16 protein-coding genes are annotated in these 17,973 nt (G+C 65.1%); 3 read left to right on the top strand and 13 right to left on the bottom strand.

Features of this window, described 5'->3' with window-relative positions; translation table 11 throughout:
* Nucleotides 1-349: 349 nt before the first annotated feature.
* The 9 genes from ABZV44_RS33270 to ABZV44_RS33230 all read right to left on the bottom strand — a co-directional run bounded on the left by ABZV44_RS33270 (nucleotide 350) and on the right by ABZV44_RS33230 (nucleotide 10,172).
* Nucleotides 350-715: a hypothetical protein gene (locus ABZV44_RS33270; protein ID WP_354845163.1), complete on the bottom strand. Its 366-nt coding sequence runs from the start codon at nucleotides 713-715 to the stop codon at nucleotides 350-352.
* Complete coding sequence (locus ABZV44_RS33265; protein ID WP_354845160.1) at nucleotides 708-929, bottom strand: hypothetical protein; 222 nt, start codon at nucleotides 927-929, stop codon at nucleotides 708-710. Before ABZV44_RS33265 ends, ABZV44_RS33270 begins: the two co-directional genes overlap by 8 nt.
* 472 nt (nucleotides 930-1,401) lie before the next feature.
* On the bottom strand, nucleotides 1,402-3,363 hold the full coding sequence (gene dnaG, locus ABZV44_RS33260; RefSeq protein ID WP_354845157.1) for a DNA primase: 1,962 nt from the start codon (nucleotides 3,361-3,363) through the stop codon (nucleotides 1,402-1,404).
* A 362-nt stretch (nucleotides 3,364-3,725) separates the two neighbouring features.
* On the bottom strand, nucleotides 3,726-4,691 hold the full coding sequence (locus ABZV44_RS33255) for an oxidoreductase (protein WP_354845154.1): 966 nt from the start codon (nucleotides 4,689-4,691) through the stop codon (nucleotides 3,726-3,728).
* 391 nt (nucleotides 4,692-5,082) lie between these two features.
* Complete coding sequence (locus tag ABZV44_RS33250) at nucleotides 5,083-5,775, bottom strand: hypothetical protein (RefSeq protein ID WP_354845151.1); 693 nt, start codon at nucleotides 5,773-5,775, stop codon at nucleotides 5,083-5,085.
* 43 nt (nucleotides 5,776-5,818) lie between these two features.
* A complete protein-coding gene (locus tag ABZV44_RS33245) occupies nucleotides 5,819-6,262 on the bottom strand; it encodes a hypothetical protein (RefSeq protein WP_354845148.1) in 444 nt (147 codons plus the stop codon).
* 43 nt (nucleotides 6,263-6,305) lie between these two features.
* On the bottom strand, nucleotides 6,306-7,700 hold the full coding sequence (locus tag ABZV44_RS33240; protein WP_354845145.1) for a cytochrome P450: 1,395 nt from the start codon (nucleotides 7,698-7,700) through the stop codon (nucleotides 6,306-6,308).
* A gap of 52 nt (nucleotides 7,701-7,752) precedes the next feature.
* Nucleotides 7,753-8,913, bottom strand: coding sequence for a Rieske 2Fe-2S domain-containing protein (locus ABZV44_RS33235; protein WP_354845142.1), 1,161 nt, complete (start codon nucleotides 8,911-8,913; stop codon nucleotides 7,753-7,755).
* Nucleotides 8,914-9,392: 479 nt separating this feature from the next.
* A complete protein-coding gene (locus ABZV44_RS33230) occupies nucleotides 9,393-10,172 on the bottom strand; it encodes a DUF4253 domain-containing protein (protein ID WP_354845139.1) in 780 nt (259 codons plus the stop codon).
* 149 nt (nucleotides 10,173-10,321) lie between these two features.
* Between ABZV44_RS33230 and ABZV44_RS33225 the strand changes: the two genes are divergently transcribed.
* Entirely contained in the window at nucleotides 10,322-10,519 is a 198-nt protein-coding gene (locus tag ABZV44_RS33225) for a hypothetical protein (protein ID WP_354845136.1), read from the top strand.
* Between the two features lie 90 nt (nucleotides 10,520-10,609).
* Here ABZV44_RS33225 and ABZV44_RS33220 read toward each other — a convergent pair whose 3' ends face one another.
* The 3 genes from ABZV44_RS33220 to ABZV44_RS33210 form a co-directional block, all read right to left on the bottom strand.
* Nucleotides 10,610-11,044, bottom strand: a complete 435-nt coding sequence (locus tag ABZV44_RS33220; RefSeq protein WP_354845133.1) for a hypothetical protein — start codon at nucleotides 11,042-11,044, stop codon at nucleotides 10,610-10,612.
* Between the two features lie 81 nt (nucleotides 11,045-11,125).
* Nucleotides 11,126-11,836, bottom strand: coding sequence for a hypothetical protein (locus ABZV44_RS33215; protein WP_354845130.1), 711 nt, complete (start codon nucleotides 11,834-11,836; stop codon nucleotides 11,126-11,128).
* Nucleotides 11,826-12,932 carry a hypothetical protein gene (locus tag ABZV44_RS33210; RefSeq protein ID WP_354845127.1) on the bottom strand — a complete coding sequence of 369 codons (1,107 nt, stop codon included), beginning with the start codon at nucleotides 12,930-12,932 and terminating at the stop codon, nucleotides 11,826-11,828. The genes ABZV44_RS33215 and ABZV44_RS33210 overlap by 11 nt, the downstream gene beginning before the upstream one ends.
* Before the next feature lie 348 nt (nucleotides 12,933-13,280).
* On the opposite strand from ABZV44_RS33210, the gene ABZV44_RS33205 reads away from it, so the two are divergent.
* Together ABZV44_RS33205 and ABZV44_RS33200 are read left to right on the top strand one after the other, a co-directional pair.
* Nucleotides 13,281-14,951 carry a DUF4365 domain-containing protein gene (locus ABZV44_RS33205; protein WP_354845124.1) on the top strand — a complete coding sequence of 557 codons (1,671 nt, stop codon included), beginning with the start codon at nucleotides 13,281-13,283 and terminating at the stop codon, nucleotides 14,949-14,951.
* A gap of 363 nt (nucleotides 14,952-15,314) precedes the next feature.
* Nucleotides 15,315-16,346 carry a hypothetical protein gene (locus ABZV44_RS33200; RefSeq protein WP_354845121.1) on the top strand — a complete coding sequence of 344 codons (1,032 nt, stop codon included), beginning with the start codon at nucleotides 15,315-15,317 and terminating at the stop codon, nucleotides 16,344-16,346.
* A 482-nt stretch (nucleotides 16,347-16,828) separates the two neighbouring features.
* On the opposite strand, the gene ABZV44_RS33195 is transcribed toward ABZV44_RS33200, so the two are convergent.
* Nucleotides 16,829-17,077 (bottom strand): SDR family NAD(P)-dependent oxidoreductase, encoded by a 249-nt coding sequence (locus ABZV44_RS33195; RefSeq protein ID WP_354845287.1) that lies wholly within the window; start codon nucleotides 17,075-17,077, stop codon nucleotides 16,829-16,831.
* Nucleotides 17,078-17,973 lie beyond the last annotated feature (896 nt).

Below are 17,973 nucleotides of genomic sequence, written 5' to 3'. Positions count from 1 at the left end.
GCGCCCCACGCTCGCCAGCCGTGCATGCTGGAGTCAAACCAGCCGAACAGTTCGACCGCCTTGATCAGGCTGGGCAGGCCGTCGTCGGTCGTCGCGACGATGTCCAGTACCGGCGGCCTGCTGACCTTCTGCCATCGGCCGGGGCGGGGCGCGCACCGGAGATCACGGCATGCGCTCCGCCCACGTTCCGTATGTCCCCGACGCGGGTTGCGGGTGCGTGGGATCGCCCTCCGCCCGGAGTCCAAATCGGCCGCCGGTTCGGGCTGTTCCCGCGATTTCTGCTCTGCGAGCTGCCCTTTCGCGTTCCGGCCAACGACGCCCGCTCTGAAGCAAGCGAGGGAGGTTGTGGTCAGGCGGCGTGACCGGGCCGATGTGACAGCCGCGCCAGGGCTTCGTCGACGGCGCTGGTTGCGATCTGTCGGACCTGGTCCAGTGGCACCATTTCCGGCTCGTCGCTGTAGGCGTTCTTCAGGTCCTTCTCGGCCAACCAACGGTAGTAGGCGCTCTTGGACATGCCGAGTTCACCGGCGCGGATCTCGACACGCAGATCAAGGTCCTGCGGCAACTTGATCGACCGCGCCACCAAGCCGGCGGCGGTGGTGGCCTCGGCCTCGGTCTCTGGTGCCGAGGGCTCGCTGCCGGGTTGTAGACGGGCGAGGATCTGCGTCATCTCCTCCGGAGCGACGTCATTGGTGTGGGTGGTGTTGTCAATCATTGCGGGCCTCCCACTGGGTGAATTCGGCTGTTTCGGCGGCGGTCAACGGGCGGACATCGACGATGTAGAAGTCCGGCGGGGCGATCCGGCCGGTGACCTGGACGATTTGTCCTTCGTCGGTGCGGATCCACAGCAGATACATCTGCCAGCCGGTCGCGGGGTCGTGGGCGGGCTGGCCCCATGCCCGACGCTGCCCGGCCAACCACCGTCGCATCAGTTGTGTGACTTAGTGCGGCGTGAGGTCAACGCCAGCGGTAGCCATCAACTGCGCGAGGGCGTAATAGAGTTTTACGGGCACCCGGTCGAGACTACCCCTGGACAGTTCGAGACTACCACTGGGACTGAGTATCCGACACGCCGAATATAGGCAGAATCGCCGTGGGCGGTCCCCAGCTCTTGGCCGCTCTCGCGCTGGGGCACGTTGTCACCGACCAGCTCTATGCTGGAGGCGATCGCCGGGTAGACCCGGGGATTCGGGAGAAATTCCGCAGAGAACACCCGCCGCCTCGTCGGACGGAGTCTCTGGTGGGACCGCGGGACGGTCCTTGAAGGAACCGCGGCGGCGAAGGCCGACGGTCACGACCCGCTGCGACGTGTCTGGCAGACCGGATTGTGTGCGGACGCGAGCATTCCGCCGAGCCAGGGCGGACGTTGTGTTGCCCCGAACTACTGATTCACCCGGCGGGTCACGCCTCGGGCGCTGGCGGCGTGATTTCGGTGGCGGCCAGCGGGTCCTGGGTGGGCTGGGTGTGGGTCCAGCGGGTCGACGCGTCGGCGCTGGACTGGGTGAGCAGCGTTCGACGGTACTGCTCGAGAGCGATCAGGTCGTCGAACAGCGAGCGGTACATGTCTGGCTGGTCGGTCGGTGAAACCCGCTGTAGCTGTGATTTCACCTCCTCGGTTTGGCGTCCGATCCACGCTTGCTGCACGTGGAGGAGGATGCCGTGCACGATGCGGGGGATATCTCGCGCCGAGGCCACCGGGATTGGTTCGGCCGCCAGCGTGCGCACCAGGCCGCGGACGGTCTCGTCGGCGTGCTCGGTGACAGTGGCCAGGTCGGGCTGTGCGGCGGTGCCGCCGGCAGCGTGGATAGCGGCTCGGATTGCGATGTAGGCGGGGTGGGTGAAGGCGCGCTCGTCGAGGGCATCGAATCCGGCACCGACGACGCCCGGGTATTGGAGGGCGGCGGCAAGCAGCTGCCGCTGAGCCCGCAGCGCTGGGTCGTCGGGATCGGGTCCGGGGGGCGCGCTGCTCGCGATCGGTGTCGTGCGCGCCGGGGCCGTGGCCGCACCGATGCGTCCACTGTCGTGCCGGGCCGTGCGCGCGGCGGCCGCGACGGCTCGGGTGACGTAGTTGATGTCCGACCAGCCGAGCAGGTAGGCGAGCCGGGTGGCGTAGGCGCTGCGCAGGGCGGTGTCTTTGATCTGCGCGACGACAGGCACGGTGCGCCGCAAGGCGTGGGTGCGGCCTTCGACGGTGTCGAGGTCGTGTTGCTTGAGCAGATCGTGAATCACGAACTCGTACAGCGGGATCCGGCGTGCGATGAGATCGCGGACGGCGCCGTCGCCGTGGAGCTGGCGCAGCTCGCACGGGTCCAGGCCGGCGGGGGCTACCGCGATGGAGGTGTGCCCGGCCAGCTTCTGATCCCCGGCGAACGCCTTGCGGGCGGCGGCCTGGCCGGCGGCGTCGCCGTCGAAGGTGAAGATGACCTCCCCGCGCCAGAAGTTGTCGTCCATGAGCAGGCGTCGCAGCAGGGCGAGGTGGTCGTGGCCGAAGGCGGTGCCGCAGGCTGCCACTGCGGTGGTCACGCCTGCGGCGTGCATGGCCATGACGTCGGTGTAGCCCTCGACGATCACGGCCTGATGGCTTTTGACGATGTCGCGTTTGGCGAGGTCGAGCCCGAACAGCACCTGAGATTTCTTGTACAGCAGGGTCTCTGGCGTGTTCAGGTATTTGGCGGTCACGGGGTCGTCGTCGTGCACGCGGCGGGCGCCGAACCCGATCACGTCGCCGCTGAGGTTGCGGATCGGCCAGAGCAGGCGGCGGTGGAACCGGTCCACCGGCCCGTGTCTGCCCGGGCGCGACAGGCCCGCCGCCTCGAGTTCCTGGGCGTTGAAGCCCTTGCGGAGAAGGTGTTTGGTCAGGGTGTCCCATCCTCCGGGTGCGTATCCGCATCCGAAGTGCCGTGCGGTGGCCGCGTCGAAGTGGCGGTCGATGAGGTACGTGCGGGCTTCCGCGGCCGCGGGGGTGGCGAGCTGGGTGGTGTAGAACTCGTGGGCGGCGGCGTTGGCGGCGACCAGGCGGGCGCGTGTGCCGCGGTCGCGTTGGACGGAGGTTCCGCCGCCCTCATAGGTGAGGGTGTGCCCAATCCGGTCCGCCATCTGCTCGACTGCTTCGACGAACCCCACGTGTTCGATCTTCTGAACGAACGTGAACACGTCGCCGCTCTCGCCGCACCCGAAGCAGTGGAAATGGCCGTTCTGTGGCCGGACATGGAACGACGGCGAGTTCTCGTCGTGGAAGGGGCACAGCCCCTTCATGGATAGTGGTCCGGCTGGCTTCAGCGTGACGTAGCCGCCGACGATGTCCTCGATCCGGACACGTTCACGAATAGCCGCGATATCGCGGTCAGAGAGTCGACCGGGCACGGCCGCGAGTGTAGGGCCCGGGTCTGACTACTTCCGGCGGCCGAAGGTCCAATGGGCATCCTCGCCGTAGAAGTCGCCGCGCCGGAAGAGAACCCAAGGCCGCACCATAGTCGACCTTGACGAGAGACCAGCTGTCGTCGTGCTGTCATCGTTGGCGAGACGGCCACAGCTGTACTGAGTAGTCAGCAGGCGAATTGCACCGCAGGCGCGGCTATGAGGCTGTCGAAGTAGGACGCGGCATCATCGACCGCGGGTCGGCCGCCGGACTGCTGCAGTCCGATGATTCCCCCCACGATCCCGCCAACAAGAGCGAGCAGAGGAGCGGTGCGGTAGGACGGCGGAGTCCGCTGCCGCGTGGCGGTCTAGTCCGCTGTCCCGCCGTTGAATTCGCCGAACTGGTAGGTGACGCCGGTGAGCCGCTCGGATTGCGTCCACAGCCGGGCCGCCAGCTCCGGATCATGGGCCTGCTCGCAGGCTTCGTTCAGCACCGGGTACCCCTTGGTGGACCCGGTGGGCCCGAAGAACTCTCCGGCCTGCGCGTCTGGATCGGTGCCCGCCCGCAACGTCGGCAGCGCACCCATCTCGACGGACTGCATGAACACCCGGAACACCCACCGCAGCGACGGCTGTGCCAGAAAGGCGACGGCTGGCCCGAAATTCTGTGCGAAGTCCGATTCGGCGGCCCCGGGATGCGCCGCGATTGAACTCAGCCGAGCATCGGTGCCATTGAGCTGCCGCTGCAGCTCGAATGCGAACAGCACATTGGCCAGCTTGGACTGCGCATACGCCTGGAAGCCCTTGTACGGCCGACGCTCGTAGAACAGATCATCGAGCTCGAGCCGCGCCCCCTTCTTCGCCGAGGCCGCGCTCGTCACTGTCACCACCCGCCCCTGCGGTGCGGCTCGCAGCAGGTCCAACACCAGCCCGGTGAACGCGAACGGTCCCAGATGGTTTGTGCCGAAGGTGGTTTCGAACCCGTCCTCGGTGACGGTCCGCTCCCGGCTCAGCGTGCCCGCATTGTTCACCAGCAGGTCGATCCGCCCGAAGTCGTCATGCAGCCGTTCCGCAGCCCGGTGGACCGATTTCAGCGACGCCAGATCCAGCTCCACGAACGGCAATTCGGCATCCGGCACGGTCTGACGAATGGCTTCCGCCGCGGCCGCGGCCTTGTCGGCATTACGGCAGGCGAGGACCACCCGGGCGCCGTGTTCGGCGAGCCGCAGCGCGGTCTCCAACCCCAGCCCGGCACTGGCCCCCGTCACAATGGCGGTGCGCCCCTGCAGATCCGGAATGTCGCCGGCGGTCCACGGCGCCTTCTTGTTCTCCACGTGCTGCATCCTGAACGGTCGGGTTTCACTCAACTCTGTTGACCTTAACCCGGTCGCCGGTGGGTAGCGGCGCCGCGGCCCCCAGGCGAAGGTGAGCCGCGCGACCGCTCATGCCGGCGTCGAGAATGCCAGGCGAGAGGGCGTTGACCCGGATTCCACACTGCCCCAGTTCGATTGCGTGGTGGGGGTGAGGATTTCGATGGAGGCCTTGGTGCGCTGTAGCCCGCGGCGCCGACCGCTATCCGGCTTGCCCATGGACGAGGACATATTGATGACCACGGCGCCGCGTTCTCGCAGGTGCGGCACGGCTGCGCGAGCTGTTCGATCCGCCCGGACCCGCAGGAGAACCGTCCGCAGCCCGGAGCCGTGCAGCTTGTTGTGAGGGGTCGGGTTAGCTGGTGGGCTGTGGTGATGCGTTAAGCGCTGTGGCCAGAGGGCGAATCGCATCGGCCGTGCCGGTGAGCAGGCTGTCGGCAAAGGAGAAAGCGGCGTCGACAGCAGGCGCGCCTCCTGATTGCTGTAGTCCGATAAATCCCCCGACGAGCCCGCCGACGACGGCGAGCAGCGGAGCGGTGATGAAGTCCAGAACGAACAGTCCGAGCGGGAAACCCGCGACGAAGCCGATCGCTGCACCGAGGGCCGCACCCGCAGCCACGGAAGGCATGTTGGCCTGGAGGACGTCGAAGAACCGCTGCTGGGCGTCGATGTCACGGAGCGGGGTCTCGGTCTCGGCGACCGGGCGCAACGTCAGACGGTAACCGTCCATATCGATCGCGGCAGTGAATTCCGCTGTCCTGCCGGCGATGTCGTAACCAAGAGGAACGGCGGCGACCTGGACCCCGTCTTCGCCGGTGACCTCGACCTCAGTGGTGTCTGCGTTGATGCGGAATTGCCCGGCCTGCAGGGTGGTGATCGCGGCGCGGTGATCGTCGGACAATGCCGCAGTGTAAGCAACGCTTTGGTCGGTGCCTGTTATCTGCAGGGCCGGTGGCGTCGCAGGATCAGCGCCCGCTGGCGCGGCCGCGAGGACGGTGGACGCGGTCAGGCAAATCAACGTCGGGGCAAAATATTTGGCGATTTGCATGGTTCTCTTTCGTGGTGTGGCTACGGTTCGCGGATGCGGGCTTCTAGCTGTCCGGACCGTGTCCGAGTGCTTCAGCGCCGTCGGCCGAGGCGGATTCGGCGGTGGCCTTCACGTGTGCGAGCAGCCGTGTTTGGGCGGTCGCGACACCGCGGTAGACGATCGGCAGGAGCACCGGGGGCGCTGTGACGTCGACGGTCTCGCGGATCCGGGTCTTCTCGCCCTCTGCCTGGCATGTGTGGCGGGTGTGTAGGTGGATGCCGAAGGGGAGTGGGGTTGCGTAGATGACGGATCCGTCGTTCTCGTCCCAGGTGATGCGGGTGCGGTAGCGGATGGTGAGCGCGATCGGTCGCGGGCCGATCCGGTCCAGGACGTCGTAGTCGTCGATGCTCTGCGCGCCGTCGCTGCGGCTGCGCAGCAAGGTGGCGTCGACGACGTAGCGGTCGTGTGCCGGAAGGTCGTGGCGCAGGGCCGCGATCTGGTCGCGCACGAACGCGAGTGGAGCCGCAACAAGGAGATCCTGCTGGAATTGCCTATGCATTCGTCAGCACCGCCTGCGGTTTCTGTGCCCGCACAGGCAATTCGGCCACGACCGGCCCGCTGGGGTAGGTCAGATGGACACGGCAGCGGCGAGCCGGAATGGGGCCCGGGAACGAAATCTCGCGGGCAGTGAGGATCGCATCGCACACGCCGGTGATCAGCACCCGCGAGTACTCCGCCGCCACGCACGAGAACGGGCCGGCGCCGAACAACCGTGGCCGCGCTACTCCTGAGAACCGTTCGGGCAGATAGTCATTCGGCCTGTCCCAGGTCTCCGAATCACGATTCAGCAGCCACGGCGCAACGCCCGCGAGGGTGCCCGCTGGCAAGTAATACCGGTGTCCATCATGGCTGTACTCGAGGGGCTCGCTCAGGCTTCTCACAAGCGAGGAGATGGGATTCAGACGGATCGTTTCCCACATGCACCAGCTGAGAAGGGTGGTCCTTTGATCGGTGGCAGCCAACGCCTCGCTGGTGCGGGCATCGGTCACGGCGTCGACCAAGGTCCACAAGCTGTAGCTGCCCGGGTACGCGGTGGCATTCCACAGCACGTACATCGTCATCCACGAGCAATTGTCGCGGTGCACCCCGGCGGCATGGATCGCGGCGAACAAAGGCGAGTCGGCGTCACCGATTTCGCGATGCGCACGACGCAAAATGCCGACGAGCCGCCGCGAGGCTCGATATTCACGCATCGCAAATCGCGCAGGAGTGACTGCCAAGGCAGCTCTAGGGATGTCGATGCCATCAGCAATCGCCCGCAACACCGGGATGAGCTCCTCACCGAAGCGGGACCAGAATTTCTCGCCTGCGAAGAACCGGATCGAGATCTCGTACACGGCCTGGTAGAGGACTTCGGCCAGGTCTACGGATGTGCCCCACTGCCGCATCCGATCCCGCATGACGGTCTCGATCAGGGCCGGAAGGCCCGCGACCCGGTCCGGGGACAGCATCTGCGCCATGATCCGGCGGCCCATCAGCACAAGTTCTTGCAGCGAGTCGTGATCATCGATGCGGCCGTGGCGCGGATACCACATGCCGATCACAGGGACCCGGGAGAACACACTGCCCATGCCGGCATCACTGGCCGACAACCCCATCAGGGTGTCGTAGCCGTCCTGCCCCGGCAGATAGGTCAGGTCGAATTGGCCGGGAATTCGGATTGTCCATGGGCGGTCGCCGGAGTGTGCGGCGGCCTCACGGACGAGACCGATGGGATCGAATATGGTGCGCCACAACCGAGATGCGATCCCGACGACCGGCAGGGCGTCGGGGCCGTGGAAAGCCAGCGGAACCGGCTCGAATCCGGCCGGCACCACAGGCGGGCACCGATAGACGGACTGCCCGCGGCCGCGCGCGATGGCCGTGAGCGATTCGACGACCAGCATGGGTGAGTGCATGAGCAACCTCGAAAAGGAAAGGGGGAGTGAACGAGTGGGGTCAGTCGGCCGAGGCGGGCGCGTTCTCGGGGTAGAACTGCGCGGCCCAGCGGCGGTAGGGTCCGATTGGCCCGTCACCGACGGCGAGGGTCGGCCGGTCGAGGTATGCCTTGTGCCGCCAAATCTTTAGGTCGGAGTTCACTTCTCCGCGGAACCGCACCATGACCGCTGCCCGAATGAGATAGGCGATCGCGGTCCACAGCCAGCTCGGTCGGCGGTCGGGTCGGCGGACGCTGACGGCCAGACGCAACTCGAGGGTGCCATCGTCGGTGGGGGCCGGCATCACCAGCTGTCGCAGCGCCCATCCGGTCCCGAGGAAGCGGTCCAGGTCGGGTAGGCGGGTCTCGACGCGGCTGAAGCCCAATCCGTCCACGTAGACATCGAAGTCGACGTTCAAATGGCCGATGACCGGCACCCGGGCCAGGCGTGCGCTGTAGGCGCTGCGCAGATACGGGCCATCTGTTTCCAGTGGGCGGCGGACCGTGACTGCCGCGAACTGATGCAGGATCGACAGGTGCCCGAGGTCGACCGAGTTCTCGGATACTTCTTGCGGATGTCCACCGTGAAATCGAATCACGTTGTGCCGCAACCGGATCCAGTGCTCATCTGGATCCGTCGAGACTTCCTCGACTTCCCACTGCGGTTCGCCGCGATCGGGACCGTGCACCAGGATAGTGCCGAGAACCTCCCGCGCGTGCAGCATCGCCAGCCGCGCAGTGCGCGGCGGCGGACCGTACGGGCGCGGCGTTGCCGCACAACGGCCGTCTGTGAGATCGAACTCGAAACCGTGGAAGGGACAACGCAGCAAGTTCCCGCCCGCGGTCACGGTACCGCCCTGGCCGAGATGGGCGCCCAGATGTGGACACGCGGCCTCGGACACTGCGAGACGGCCCGATCGGAGGCGAGTCAGAACGACGTCGCGGCCCGCGAGACGGCGCGTGATGACCTGCCCAGGCCGAACATCCGCACTGGCTGCAACAGCGAACCACCCGAACGGAAAGGGGGGCAGCGGCTGTGCGGGTGCCGCGCCGGGCGTAGATGACGAGCGGGAGCCGAGACAGAGGCCATTGGCAGGTTCTCCCGTGCACGTGGCACCGTGCTGAGAGCCGGCGCCTGGTTCGACGACGTAACCAGCGATGAAATTTGCTGGCTGACAAGACATTCCGAGTAGATCGGGCGGGTCTTGGATAATCGCTGTCGCTACCGGCGTCCAGCATCGCTACCGAGTATTCCTAGCTGGGGACCGAACGTCCCAGCTCGCAGTGATCTTCGGTGAGGCAACCTACGGTAGCGTAAGTTAGCTGGCCGGGCCAGCTCAGGCTCCGTGCGCCGGTGGTGAGCGGGTGAATCCCCGGGTGAAGCGCTGAGCACGTCGCCTGTTGTGGCACGACGCGCACGCTGGAGGGGCCTTGTTGGCCCGCCTCACGAATGGGAACAGAAGGGCGCAGATGTCCGGCAAGGAAAGCCATGGGTCGGCGATCGGGTGGGTCGTCGGCGGGACCGCCATCTGTCACCAGCGGCGGAATCGCCTGGTAACAAGGAGATTTGGTTCCGGCGGTGACAACTTCGGTCTGCATCCGGTGACAGATACGGCTTGCTTCGCGCCGGTCATGCGTGTAACGACGGACCATAGTTGTCACATCAGTCCCACCAGAATTCCCAGATGAGGTGGTCGATGAGTGCGGTGGCGTAGGTGTCGAGGGTGTCGTCGTCGAGGTTGTCGGGGCAGAAGGCCACGTGTTCGACTGCGATCTGCCGTGCGTGGGCGTGGGTGCGTGGAGGCGCGGCCACCGACAGGGCCAGGGTGTCGAAGCCGAGCATCACCACGCGGGCACCGAAGCGTTCTTCCCAGGAGCGGAGCACCGCCGAGATCTTCTCGGGCTCGCCAGTGTGATTCATCGGCCCCTGCCAGCCGCACAGCGCGACGGCATCTGCACCGCGCTGTGCGGGTATCAGCCCGAGCCGAGGAATCGTGTCCGTGGCCAGGATACTCGCCAGCCAGCCGGCCGTGGAATCGGGACTGTCGCAATCGATGCCGGGCGAGGCCAATCCCGGCCATTGCCTCGGCATCTCGGGTTCGAACGTCGGGTCGTCGGAGACTCGCCACCACTGCTGAAGCACACGGTCTGGGTCGAGCACATCGATCGCCTCGACGGGAACAAAGCCGAGTTCACCGCTGCGCCAGGGCCGCCGGTCCCCGTCGGAGCCGACCTTCAAGACATCGAGCAACAGCGGATACAGGCCGGTAGCGCCGTGCTCGTTATACAGATGGCTCCAGAGTTGGTCAGCGTGGCGCTGGCGTTCGTCCGAGACCCACAAGACCTCGCGCCCGTCCCAACGGCCCCCGCGAGCAGTTACCACCCGGCCGGGAGGCAGTCCGTCCGGGACCGCGGGAAAGACGAACGGATCACTCGCGCTCACAGGAAAAATCTAGCGGCCACCTCCGACAACAGATCCCAGGAAACCGAAGAGCACCTTGGTATCTGCCCAACGCCGCCTTGACCAATAGCGAGGTCCGCATCCCAATCTGCGGCGGGACCGTAAGCCAGCTGTGGCGAGAGGAAGAGTCAATGTCGCCCCGCGACCGCCTGCCCAGCCTGATCAAGGCAGTCGAACTGTCCGGCTACGTCGACTCCAGCATGCACGGCCGGCGAGCCTGGGGAACAGACATTCAGTGTGCCGTGAGTTGGGATGACGGCGATCCGCTCGTGGACCCGCTGGACATGGACGGAACCCGCTCGTTGTACCCCTGTCCGGGACGCTGCTGAGCGTCTCGGAGTGACGAGCAGCGGGACCGCAGCCTCGACTCAGCTGGCGGAGGTCCGCCAGCTCACAGCCTCGGCCTGAGGATTGTCGCCTCAGACCTCCGAGTCGGCAGGATCGAGAGCACCCACGATCGTGGGAATCGCTACGCCAAGGATGGACTCGACTTCGTAGTCGTCGAGGTCGGATTCCAATTCCTCCACCCACGCCGACAATTCGAACGATTCGGTCACGTGCCAGGGACTTCGGTGCGTTGGTCGTTCGGACTGCTGGGTGAGCAGCGCGACCGCGTAGGCAATGGCCGCAGGCCATATACGCTCCAGCGTCATCTCGTCCAGGTCGCCGCTGTCGTCGGCATCGAGGAACTCCGCGATCTCGTCGGCTCGGTTGATCTGGCACTGGCCGCGCAGATCCGGGTGGATCCGGGCGATCGCGGTCACGACGTGGGCGAGGGACGCCCCACAGCCGAAGCTGGCCAACGCAGGTGGCCGCCGATCCGGCGCGGGAAGCCAGATCCATGTCTTTCCCATCGCACCCCACCACTCCAGCGGCGTGAAAGTGGTTCCAGCTTCCCGCCACTCGCGTTGCAGCCACGAATGGAACTCGTTACCTCACAGACACGAAAGCAACGCCTGCGCACCCGCCCATCCCGCTGGCACCGCCAGATTCCCGCAAACCGCCTTGTCGATCTCGAATGCCAACCGCTCTGGACTGGCACCGAGCAGGTCCCCGTCGAACGCGCAACACGGACACACGCTGATCTCGGCCTTGGTCGGATTGAACAATCCCACAGCGGGATATTGATCCCCGCAGATCCCGCATTCGGTGTCGGCGGACAAATCGGCGAGATCGCGTTGACGGGCTTGCCCCACCACACAATCGATCTCGGTGATGATCGCGGCGACCGTCCGATCGGCGGCGATCTCGTGACCATCGACGCCGAAGACGCGCTTGAGTTCCTCGGAATACTCACCAACCAGCGGGGCCCATACCAACACAGCGAGAGGCATGGTCAGGTCGAAGACGTCCGGGTCGTCGGGATGCTCGTCTCCGGTGAAGATCGTCAGGCTGTTCTGCCGTTCGACCGAGATCGTCGCCGGTCCGGCGTAGATCCGCAATCCCGCGTCCTGTGGGTTGTGCTCAACCTCCACCGGGCACCCAGCTGCGACCAGACCGGCGGCCAACCTGTCACGAAGGTCGCCCGCGAGTGCCAATCCTGCGGATCTCGATGCGGTCAGACTTCTTTCGGCGTCCAGATACGCGCGGTCCGTGGCGGCAGCGTGGTCGCGGACAGCTTTCTTTCGAAAATAATCACGGGTCATGCCGGAACTCCTTATACGGCACGGTTTCCCACGCTCCGCGCCTACCGGGTTTCGGGCACGACAGCTGATCACGCTCGGCGCGATCACAGACCTTGACCGTGGAATAGCCCGGCGACGGCGTGGGCGTCGATGTCCGGCACAGTGCGGGCCAGCGCCTCGGCCCACATGCACTGTAGTTCACACGACATCGAGCGAGCCCAAGAACACCAAACGCCGGTTCTACCGACATAGGGTCAGCCCATCTCGCGCACGACCGGCGCTGGGCCAGCACTGCCCGTATTGACCGGTGTCGGAGGGTACCAGCGCAATTGATAGTCCCAGTCGACGCCGCGCTGCCCGCCCACATCGCCGACGATGCGGCCGTCACCGTCACGGGCGGCCATCCGCACCCGGTGCCAGTGCGCGCGACGGATGTGCGGCGGCAGGTTCCTGCGGCCTTCCCCGGTTCGGGGTTAGCGGTGGGCCTGGTCGGTTCTACGCTGCGCCAGGTGCGCAACGCAGAACCGACGCGCCACCCGACATGGCCCACGACCGCGGTCCGCAACTGCTGGGGCCGGCTCAATCGCTCGGGCGGAATCCAATCCAGATCCGGTTCCTGCGCGGTCAGATACAGCAAGGCCTGTACCGACAGCGGGACCAGCACCGACAACTCCGGTCCCCACGGATGTCCCTGCGCCTGCGCGGCGTGCTGCAAGCCTGAAATCCATCCGGCGAGAGTGAGATCCGGTTTCGCGAGCGCGCCTCGCAACTCGACGGTGATGGTCTGATAGCGCGGCACCGGATCGCCATCGACGCTGTAGACCCACAGGAAACGGATCCCGTCGCCCTTGGCGAACGGCCGATAGCTGGTGTGGATCCTGCTGCCGGTTGGTGTCCCGTGAACGATTCCGGTCGCGAGGAACCCCGTGTACCGGCACAGGTCGGTGCCGTCGTCCAGCGGCAGAGGCGTCGGCAAGGATGCCGCTAGCGACCCAAACGGCAACCGGCCTAACCAATCCGGCACCATCGGCACATTGGTGTCGCTGGATACGATCGCGTCGACGAACTGGTCATCGAGACGAACGACAACCTGATCCGCTCTCCACACGTCGAGCATGTTCGCTGCGACCAGAGCGGCCTGCCGCTGGTCTGGTCCCGCCTCAAATGACCCTGCCACCCGCGCGATGTTCTCGACCGCGGCGATCAGTTGCGCGGCGTCGAAAACCTGGACACGCTTGGTCTCCCGAGGGCTGCTGCCACCCGGTCGGGGACGACCTCAATTTTTAGCCACCCCATCATCCTGCCCTGGGTGCGTTGATCTTTCAGCCAGCACTCGCCTTCACTTACGCCGCCGGTGACCAGTGAATTCGGGGGAAGGACACTTCGACCTCGCCGAGGCGTCGGGGAACACCATCGGCGGTGCACAGGCGCCCCATAGGCGAGTACCGCTCGCCGCGCTCGGTCGGTGCCGTCGCGGGTGTGTGCGCTGCGGAGACTGTTATCGAACCAACGACGTCGGCATGCGACTCCGGTTACGCTGCCTCGCATGGAGGATTCTCCGTCGACCGACGATACCGGCCAGATGGGGGAATGGGGTGTAGGGCTTCTGGTCATCCGCGAACTGCGGTGGAAGTACCGGGAACAGAAGGGCGCGGACTACGGCATCGATGCCCAGGTGGAGGTCTGTGAGGGTCGTCCTGACGGCAGGTTGTTCGCGGTGCAGGTCAAAGCCGGCCGCAGCTGGTTCTCCGAGCGGAGCACAACACCACGGGGTTGGGTGTTCCGGCCCCGCGCTCGGCACGTGAAGTATTGGCTCTCGCATACGCTTCCAGTTCTGGTGGTCCTGTATGACGTGGAGCAGGAGCGCGCCTATTGGCAGTACATCGCTCCCGAGAACGTGGCACGCACCTCGGGCGGGGGCTACAAGGTCCTTATCCCGCAGCGGAACCGCCTCGACTCCACCGCCAAGGACGCGCTGCTCGCGGTCCTGCATCGTCACGAGCAACGACGAGCAGCCGCCCACACTGGCATCGAGCACACACCTGCGCATCCGGATCCGGTTGCCGACCATGCGGTTTCGGAACAGCAGAATCCTTCGTTCACCGTCGCGCGGCCCCGCTCCGCGCGCACCAGCGACGCAATCGTTGTCCTGCCCGGGTTCGCTGGCAGCACACTGACGGACCAGGACTCCGGGCGCGTGGTGTGGAGTTTGCGTCCCGGTGCGTTGTTCCGCAGCGCGGCTGGTTCTGGTGCACTGGATCTGCGTGTGGAGAATCCAGGCGAGCAGGTTCCTCTCACCGCAGCCGATCCAGTCGCACTGTCGATCGGAGGCGTGTGGAAGGTCGATCCCTACACCTCGTTGCTGCGCGCGTTGCGTCGTGCGGCACCGATCCCCGAAGCTGTACTGACGTTCACATATGACTGGCGTTTAGGATCGATGCACAATGCGGCGCTGCTGGCTCAGGCCGCGGAGAATCATCTGGCCTGGTGGCGAACCCGTCCCGAGGCGGGACCGGATGCGGAGCTGCTGCTGATCGCGCACGGATACGGCGGTCTTGTCGCCCAGGCATTCACCGGTGCGCTCGGTGGCCGCGACATCGTGCGCACGACATACACGTTGGGCACTCCGTATCTGGGCAGCATGCGTGTACTTCAGTATCTGTCCGGCACTACGGTCAATATTCCCGGGCACCGCGATCTCGTTCGCGCGTTGCGCACCATGCCCGCGGTCTACGAGATGCTGCCGACCTACGCCTGCGTGGAGTCCGAGGCGGGCCTGCGTAAGCTGACCGGCGTGGATGTCGAATCATTGGGCGGCAACGCGGAATTGGCGGCGGCAGCCTTCGCACACAATCAGCGGATGCGCGCTGCGAATGTCGGCGCTTTGACCACTATCGTCGGAGTGGGACACCCGACTCTGCAGTTCGTGCGGATCGGTGACGGCGTCCCACGGTTTCTGCAGCACTCCCGATTCGACGGGGATCGGCGTGGACGGCATCGTGACGGTGATTCGCTGGTCGTGGCGGCCGCGGCAACCCGCGGCGACGGCAACGTGCTGCGGCTGCCACAGACCAACAACGTGCTGCCTGCGTCTCCGGAAGTGCGCGACTACCTGGTGCACGAGATGACGTGGTAGCGACACCTCTCCGGTACACGTGGCACCGTGCCGAGATCGGACGCCTCGATCGATGACGCATCCAGCGATGAATTTAGCTGGCTGACAGGATATTTCGGGTTGAGCGAATCTCGCCTGAATCACTCGGGCTATCCATGCCGAGCTCCGCTACCTGATCACCTGGCTGTGACGAAACATCCCGGCCCACAGCGATATACGGCACAGCAACGCACGGTAGCCTGAGTGATCTATCCGGGCCGGCTCTGCGTTGGCCGACGGTCCTGCAGTCGAAGGGGCTCCATGATCCGACGAGCAGACTCAGGCGTCTTCACCGTCTGTCACGAAGGCCTGGCTCTTCGTGGCTGGTCTGCCACGGCGAAGGAGATGTACGACGTCCTGGCTCGGCTCGGGATGAGCGGCGCAGCGATGACGGGCCCCGAGGTCTCACACGTCGTCGCACTCTACGACGCCGCGCTCGTGAGAGAAGCCGAGCTCGACAGCGACTCTGAGGGATGGGACGAACACCTGCAGCGGGTGGTTCACGGGCCAGAGCGTCTGCACCTGCACGATGCCTTGTCGATGCTCCTTGCGGAGATGCCGGAACCTGGCCCCCAAGCAGCGAGGATGCGTTACGTGCGCGATCCAGACCCAGGGCGCGAACTTGGCACCTGGCTCGATATGCGAGTGGCACAGGTGAATTCGATGTCCTCCCAGGCGCGGCTGATTTCCGCCTTCGGATCGGGCATGGCGCCTGGCGGCGAAGACGGCGCCCGAGCCCACTACCTCGCTTGGGTTGACCCGGTGTTGGTGGTCAGCACACCGGACCATGAGCAGTGGGGCCGATTCGATCGGGCTGAGGCGTGGCGGCGTTCGCTCGCCTGGTTTTGTGTGCTGCTGTACGAAGCCGCCGCAGCGGACCGACTTGACGAGTGGATCGACACGTTCATGACCGGTCACTTCCAGAAGCCGGTCCGACTCGAACGCGTCGAAGGCCCGGCAGGGCCGATATTCGCGGTAGAAGGTGATGGAACCCATCGAGCCCACTTCGCACGAGTCTTCGGACTTCCACTGCTGGCACGCATACAGACCAGCCCGCTGCCGCGGCCGCTCTTAGCCGTCGACCGTCCACCGTCGTCCTACGGCACGTCGGGTCCGGGATGCGCGTCGCTCTGGCGCGGGTTACGCGCGCTCGGACTTCTCGATGCAATCGAAGAGTCGGACGCGATGTTGTGGACCCCGACGAGTATCTGTGCTGAGTGGATGCTGTTGGCTCCCGAGATGGCGACAGCTGCGAATCGCGTTTATGACCAGACATATCCGGAAGCGTTGCGCGAGGCAACCGGCCTGGGCAACGCCCAACTCTTCGACGCCGAGCAGTGGGCCGACACGATGCTTGCCTGGACGCGCAGCCCTTGACAGATCTGTCAGCCATGCTTGGCATAACGAAGAGTGATCGGCGCAGCAATGGTGTTGTCCTGCAGCACATTTCGAAAGCAACCGTCAGTACAGACCGCGGCAAGCCATCAGCAATACAGTCGGGTGAGTCGACCCCAACCCGATGATCCACCCAGGTCGGGTTGACCGGTCAACATGACCAACACCCTCGGGCCAACGAGGTATTGCGGTCTTCAAATAGGCTGTTCGCTTATGGTTTCGGTCGAGGCGTTCAACACGAACCAGACTCGACTGGCTACCGTCCAAGCCAACATGGGCTGGCAACGCCGACAGGAACTGCGCGAGATGGGCTACGACCCCGATGATTGAGCGTCCAACTCGCCCTGGCCTGGATCAGATACCTGCTGTGGCGGGAAGTCCAGGCAGGGGGTGACCCGCGGATGCTGAGCTGGCGGCGACCACCAAACTGGGGCCGCTCAAGCGGGCCTTCGATCTTGTAGGGTTCAGACGTCAAACATGCTGATGCGATCAGTGTGGGCGATTACCCCCGAACGAGCCCCGAACCGACGCACGCGGTCCGGGGCTCGATTGGTATCGCCGGCCGCTATCCGGCTCGCCATGGACGAAGACATATTGATGATCACGCCGCCGCGTTCCCGCAGGTGCGGCACGGCCGCGCGGGTGCACAGGAAGGTGCCGGTCAGGTTGGTGGCGACCATGGCGTCCCAGTCGTGCGGGGCGAACTGTTCGATCCGCCCGGACCCGCAGGACTACCGTCCGTAGCCGGAGCCGTGCAGCTCATCGTGAGGGGCGGAGGCTAACTGGTGGGCGGCCATGAGTGATGTGACGCTGGTCTCGATCGGGGGTTGACAACACCGGGGAAATCTATTTAAATGGTTTTCACCAAATCGTAACCCGCAGAATCTAGGAGTCGAAAAGGGCAGCGCCGGCACAGTAATCCATAAGGGAATAGATGACCGGTCCGCCACTGCAGCGTCGTAAGCATATCTTGCTGGATTATCGCGATTTGACCGGAAATCCTATTATGGAAAGAGATCCATCGTGCCATTTATTTTGCGATGGGTCTATGCTCCGTCCGATATTCGCGAACCCGTAGGAGTAAAAATCGAATAAAGGCCCCGGACTAGTCTGTGTATTTTCGACAAGCTGACTTACTGCTACAGTTCCACCGTCCGCGTCGATTCGAGTCTGGTCTTCTGTATCTGGCGGCGAGGTTGCCAATCCATGTGAGGTGTCGCAGAGGTTTGCCGTATCTCTGCGGGCAGAATACTCGGTACTTCCCGCCATCAAGCAGTACCCATATCCGCACGAATGCCGGTTCGTCGGATGCGATGATGAAATCCTACTGCACTGACGCCTGACGAAACTTCCGTCAAGCGTGTGGCCAACCATTGCCGACACTGCCTGAAAGACTCGACTCCGGTTGTACTGCACACTGCACCGGACCCGTTTCTCCCAGCGCCTCTATTTGTAGCATGCGAGCCTCCGGCCGAGTATTCCAAGCACACTGGGATGCTACTGCGTGACACCACGAAGGCTGCGGCTAAAGGCCCTTCGATGAAGGCGCGCCACAATCACACTGTGGCGTTGGGTTGTCTTCTCGGCTCGGCAATATCGTTACTGGCCA

This window comes from Nocardia sp. NPDC004860 (genome assembly GCF_040609015.1).
Classification (GTDB): domain Bacteria; phylum Actinomycetota; class Actinomycetes; order Mycobacteriales; family Mycobacteriaceae; genus Nocardia.
This window is presented reverse-complemented; position numbering and strand designations above follow the sequence as displayed.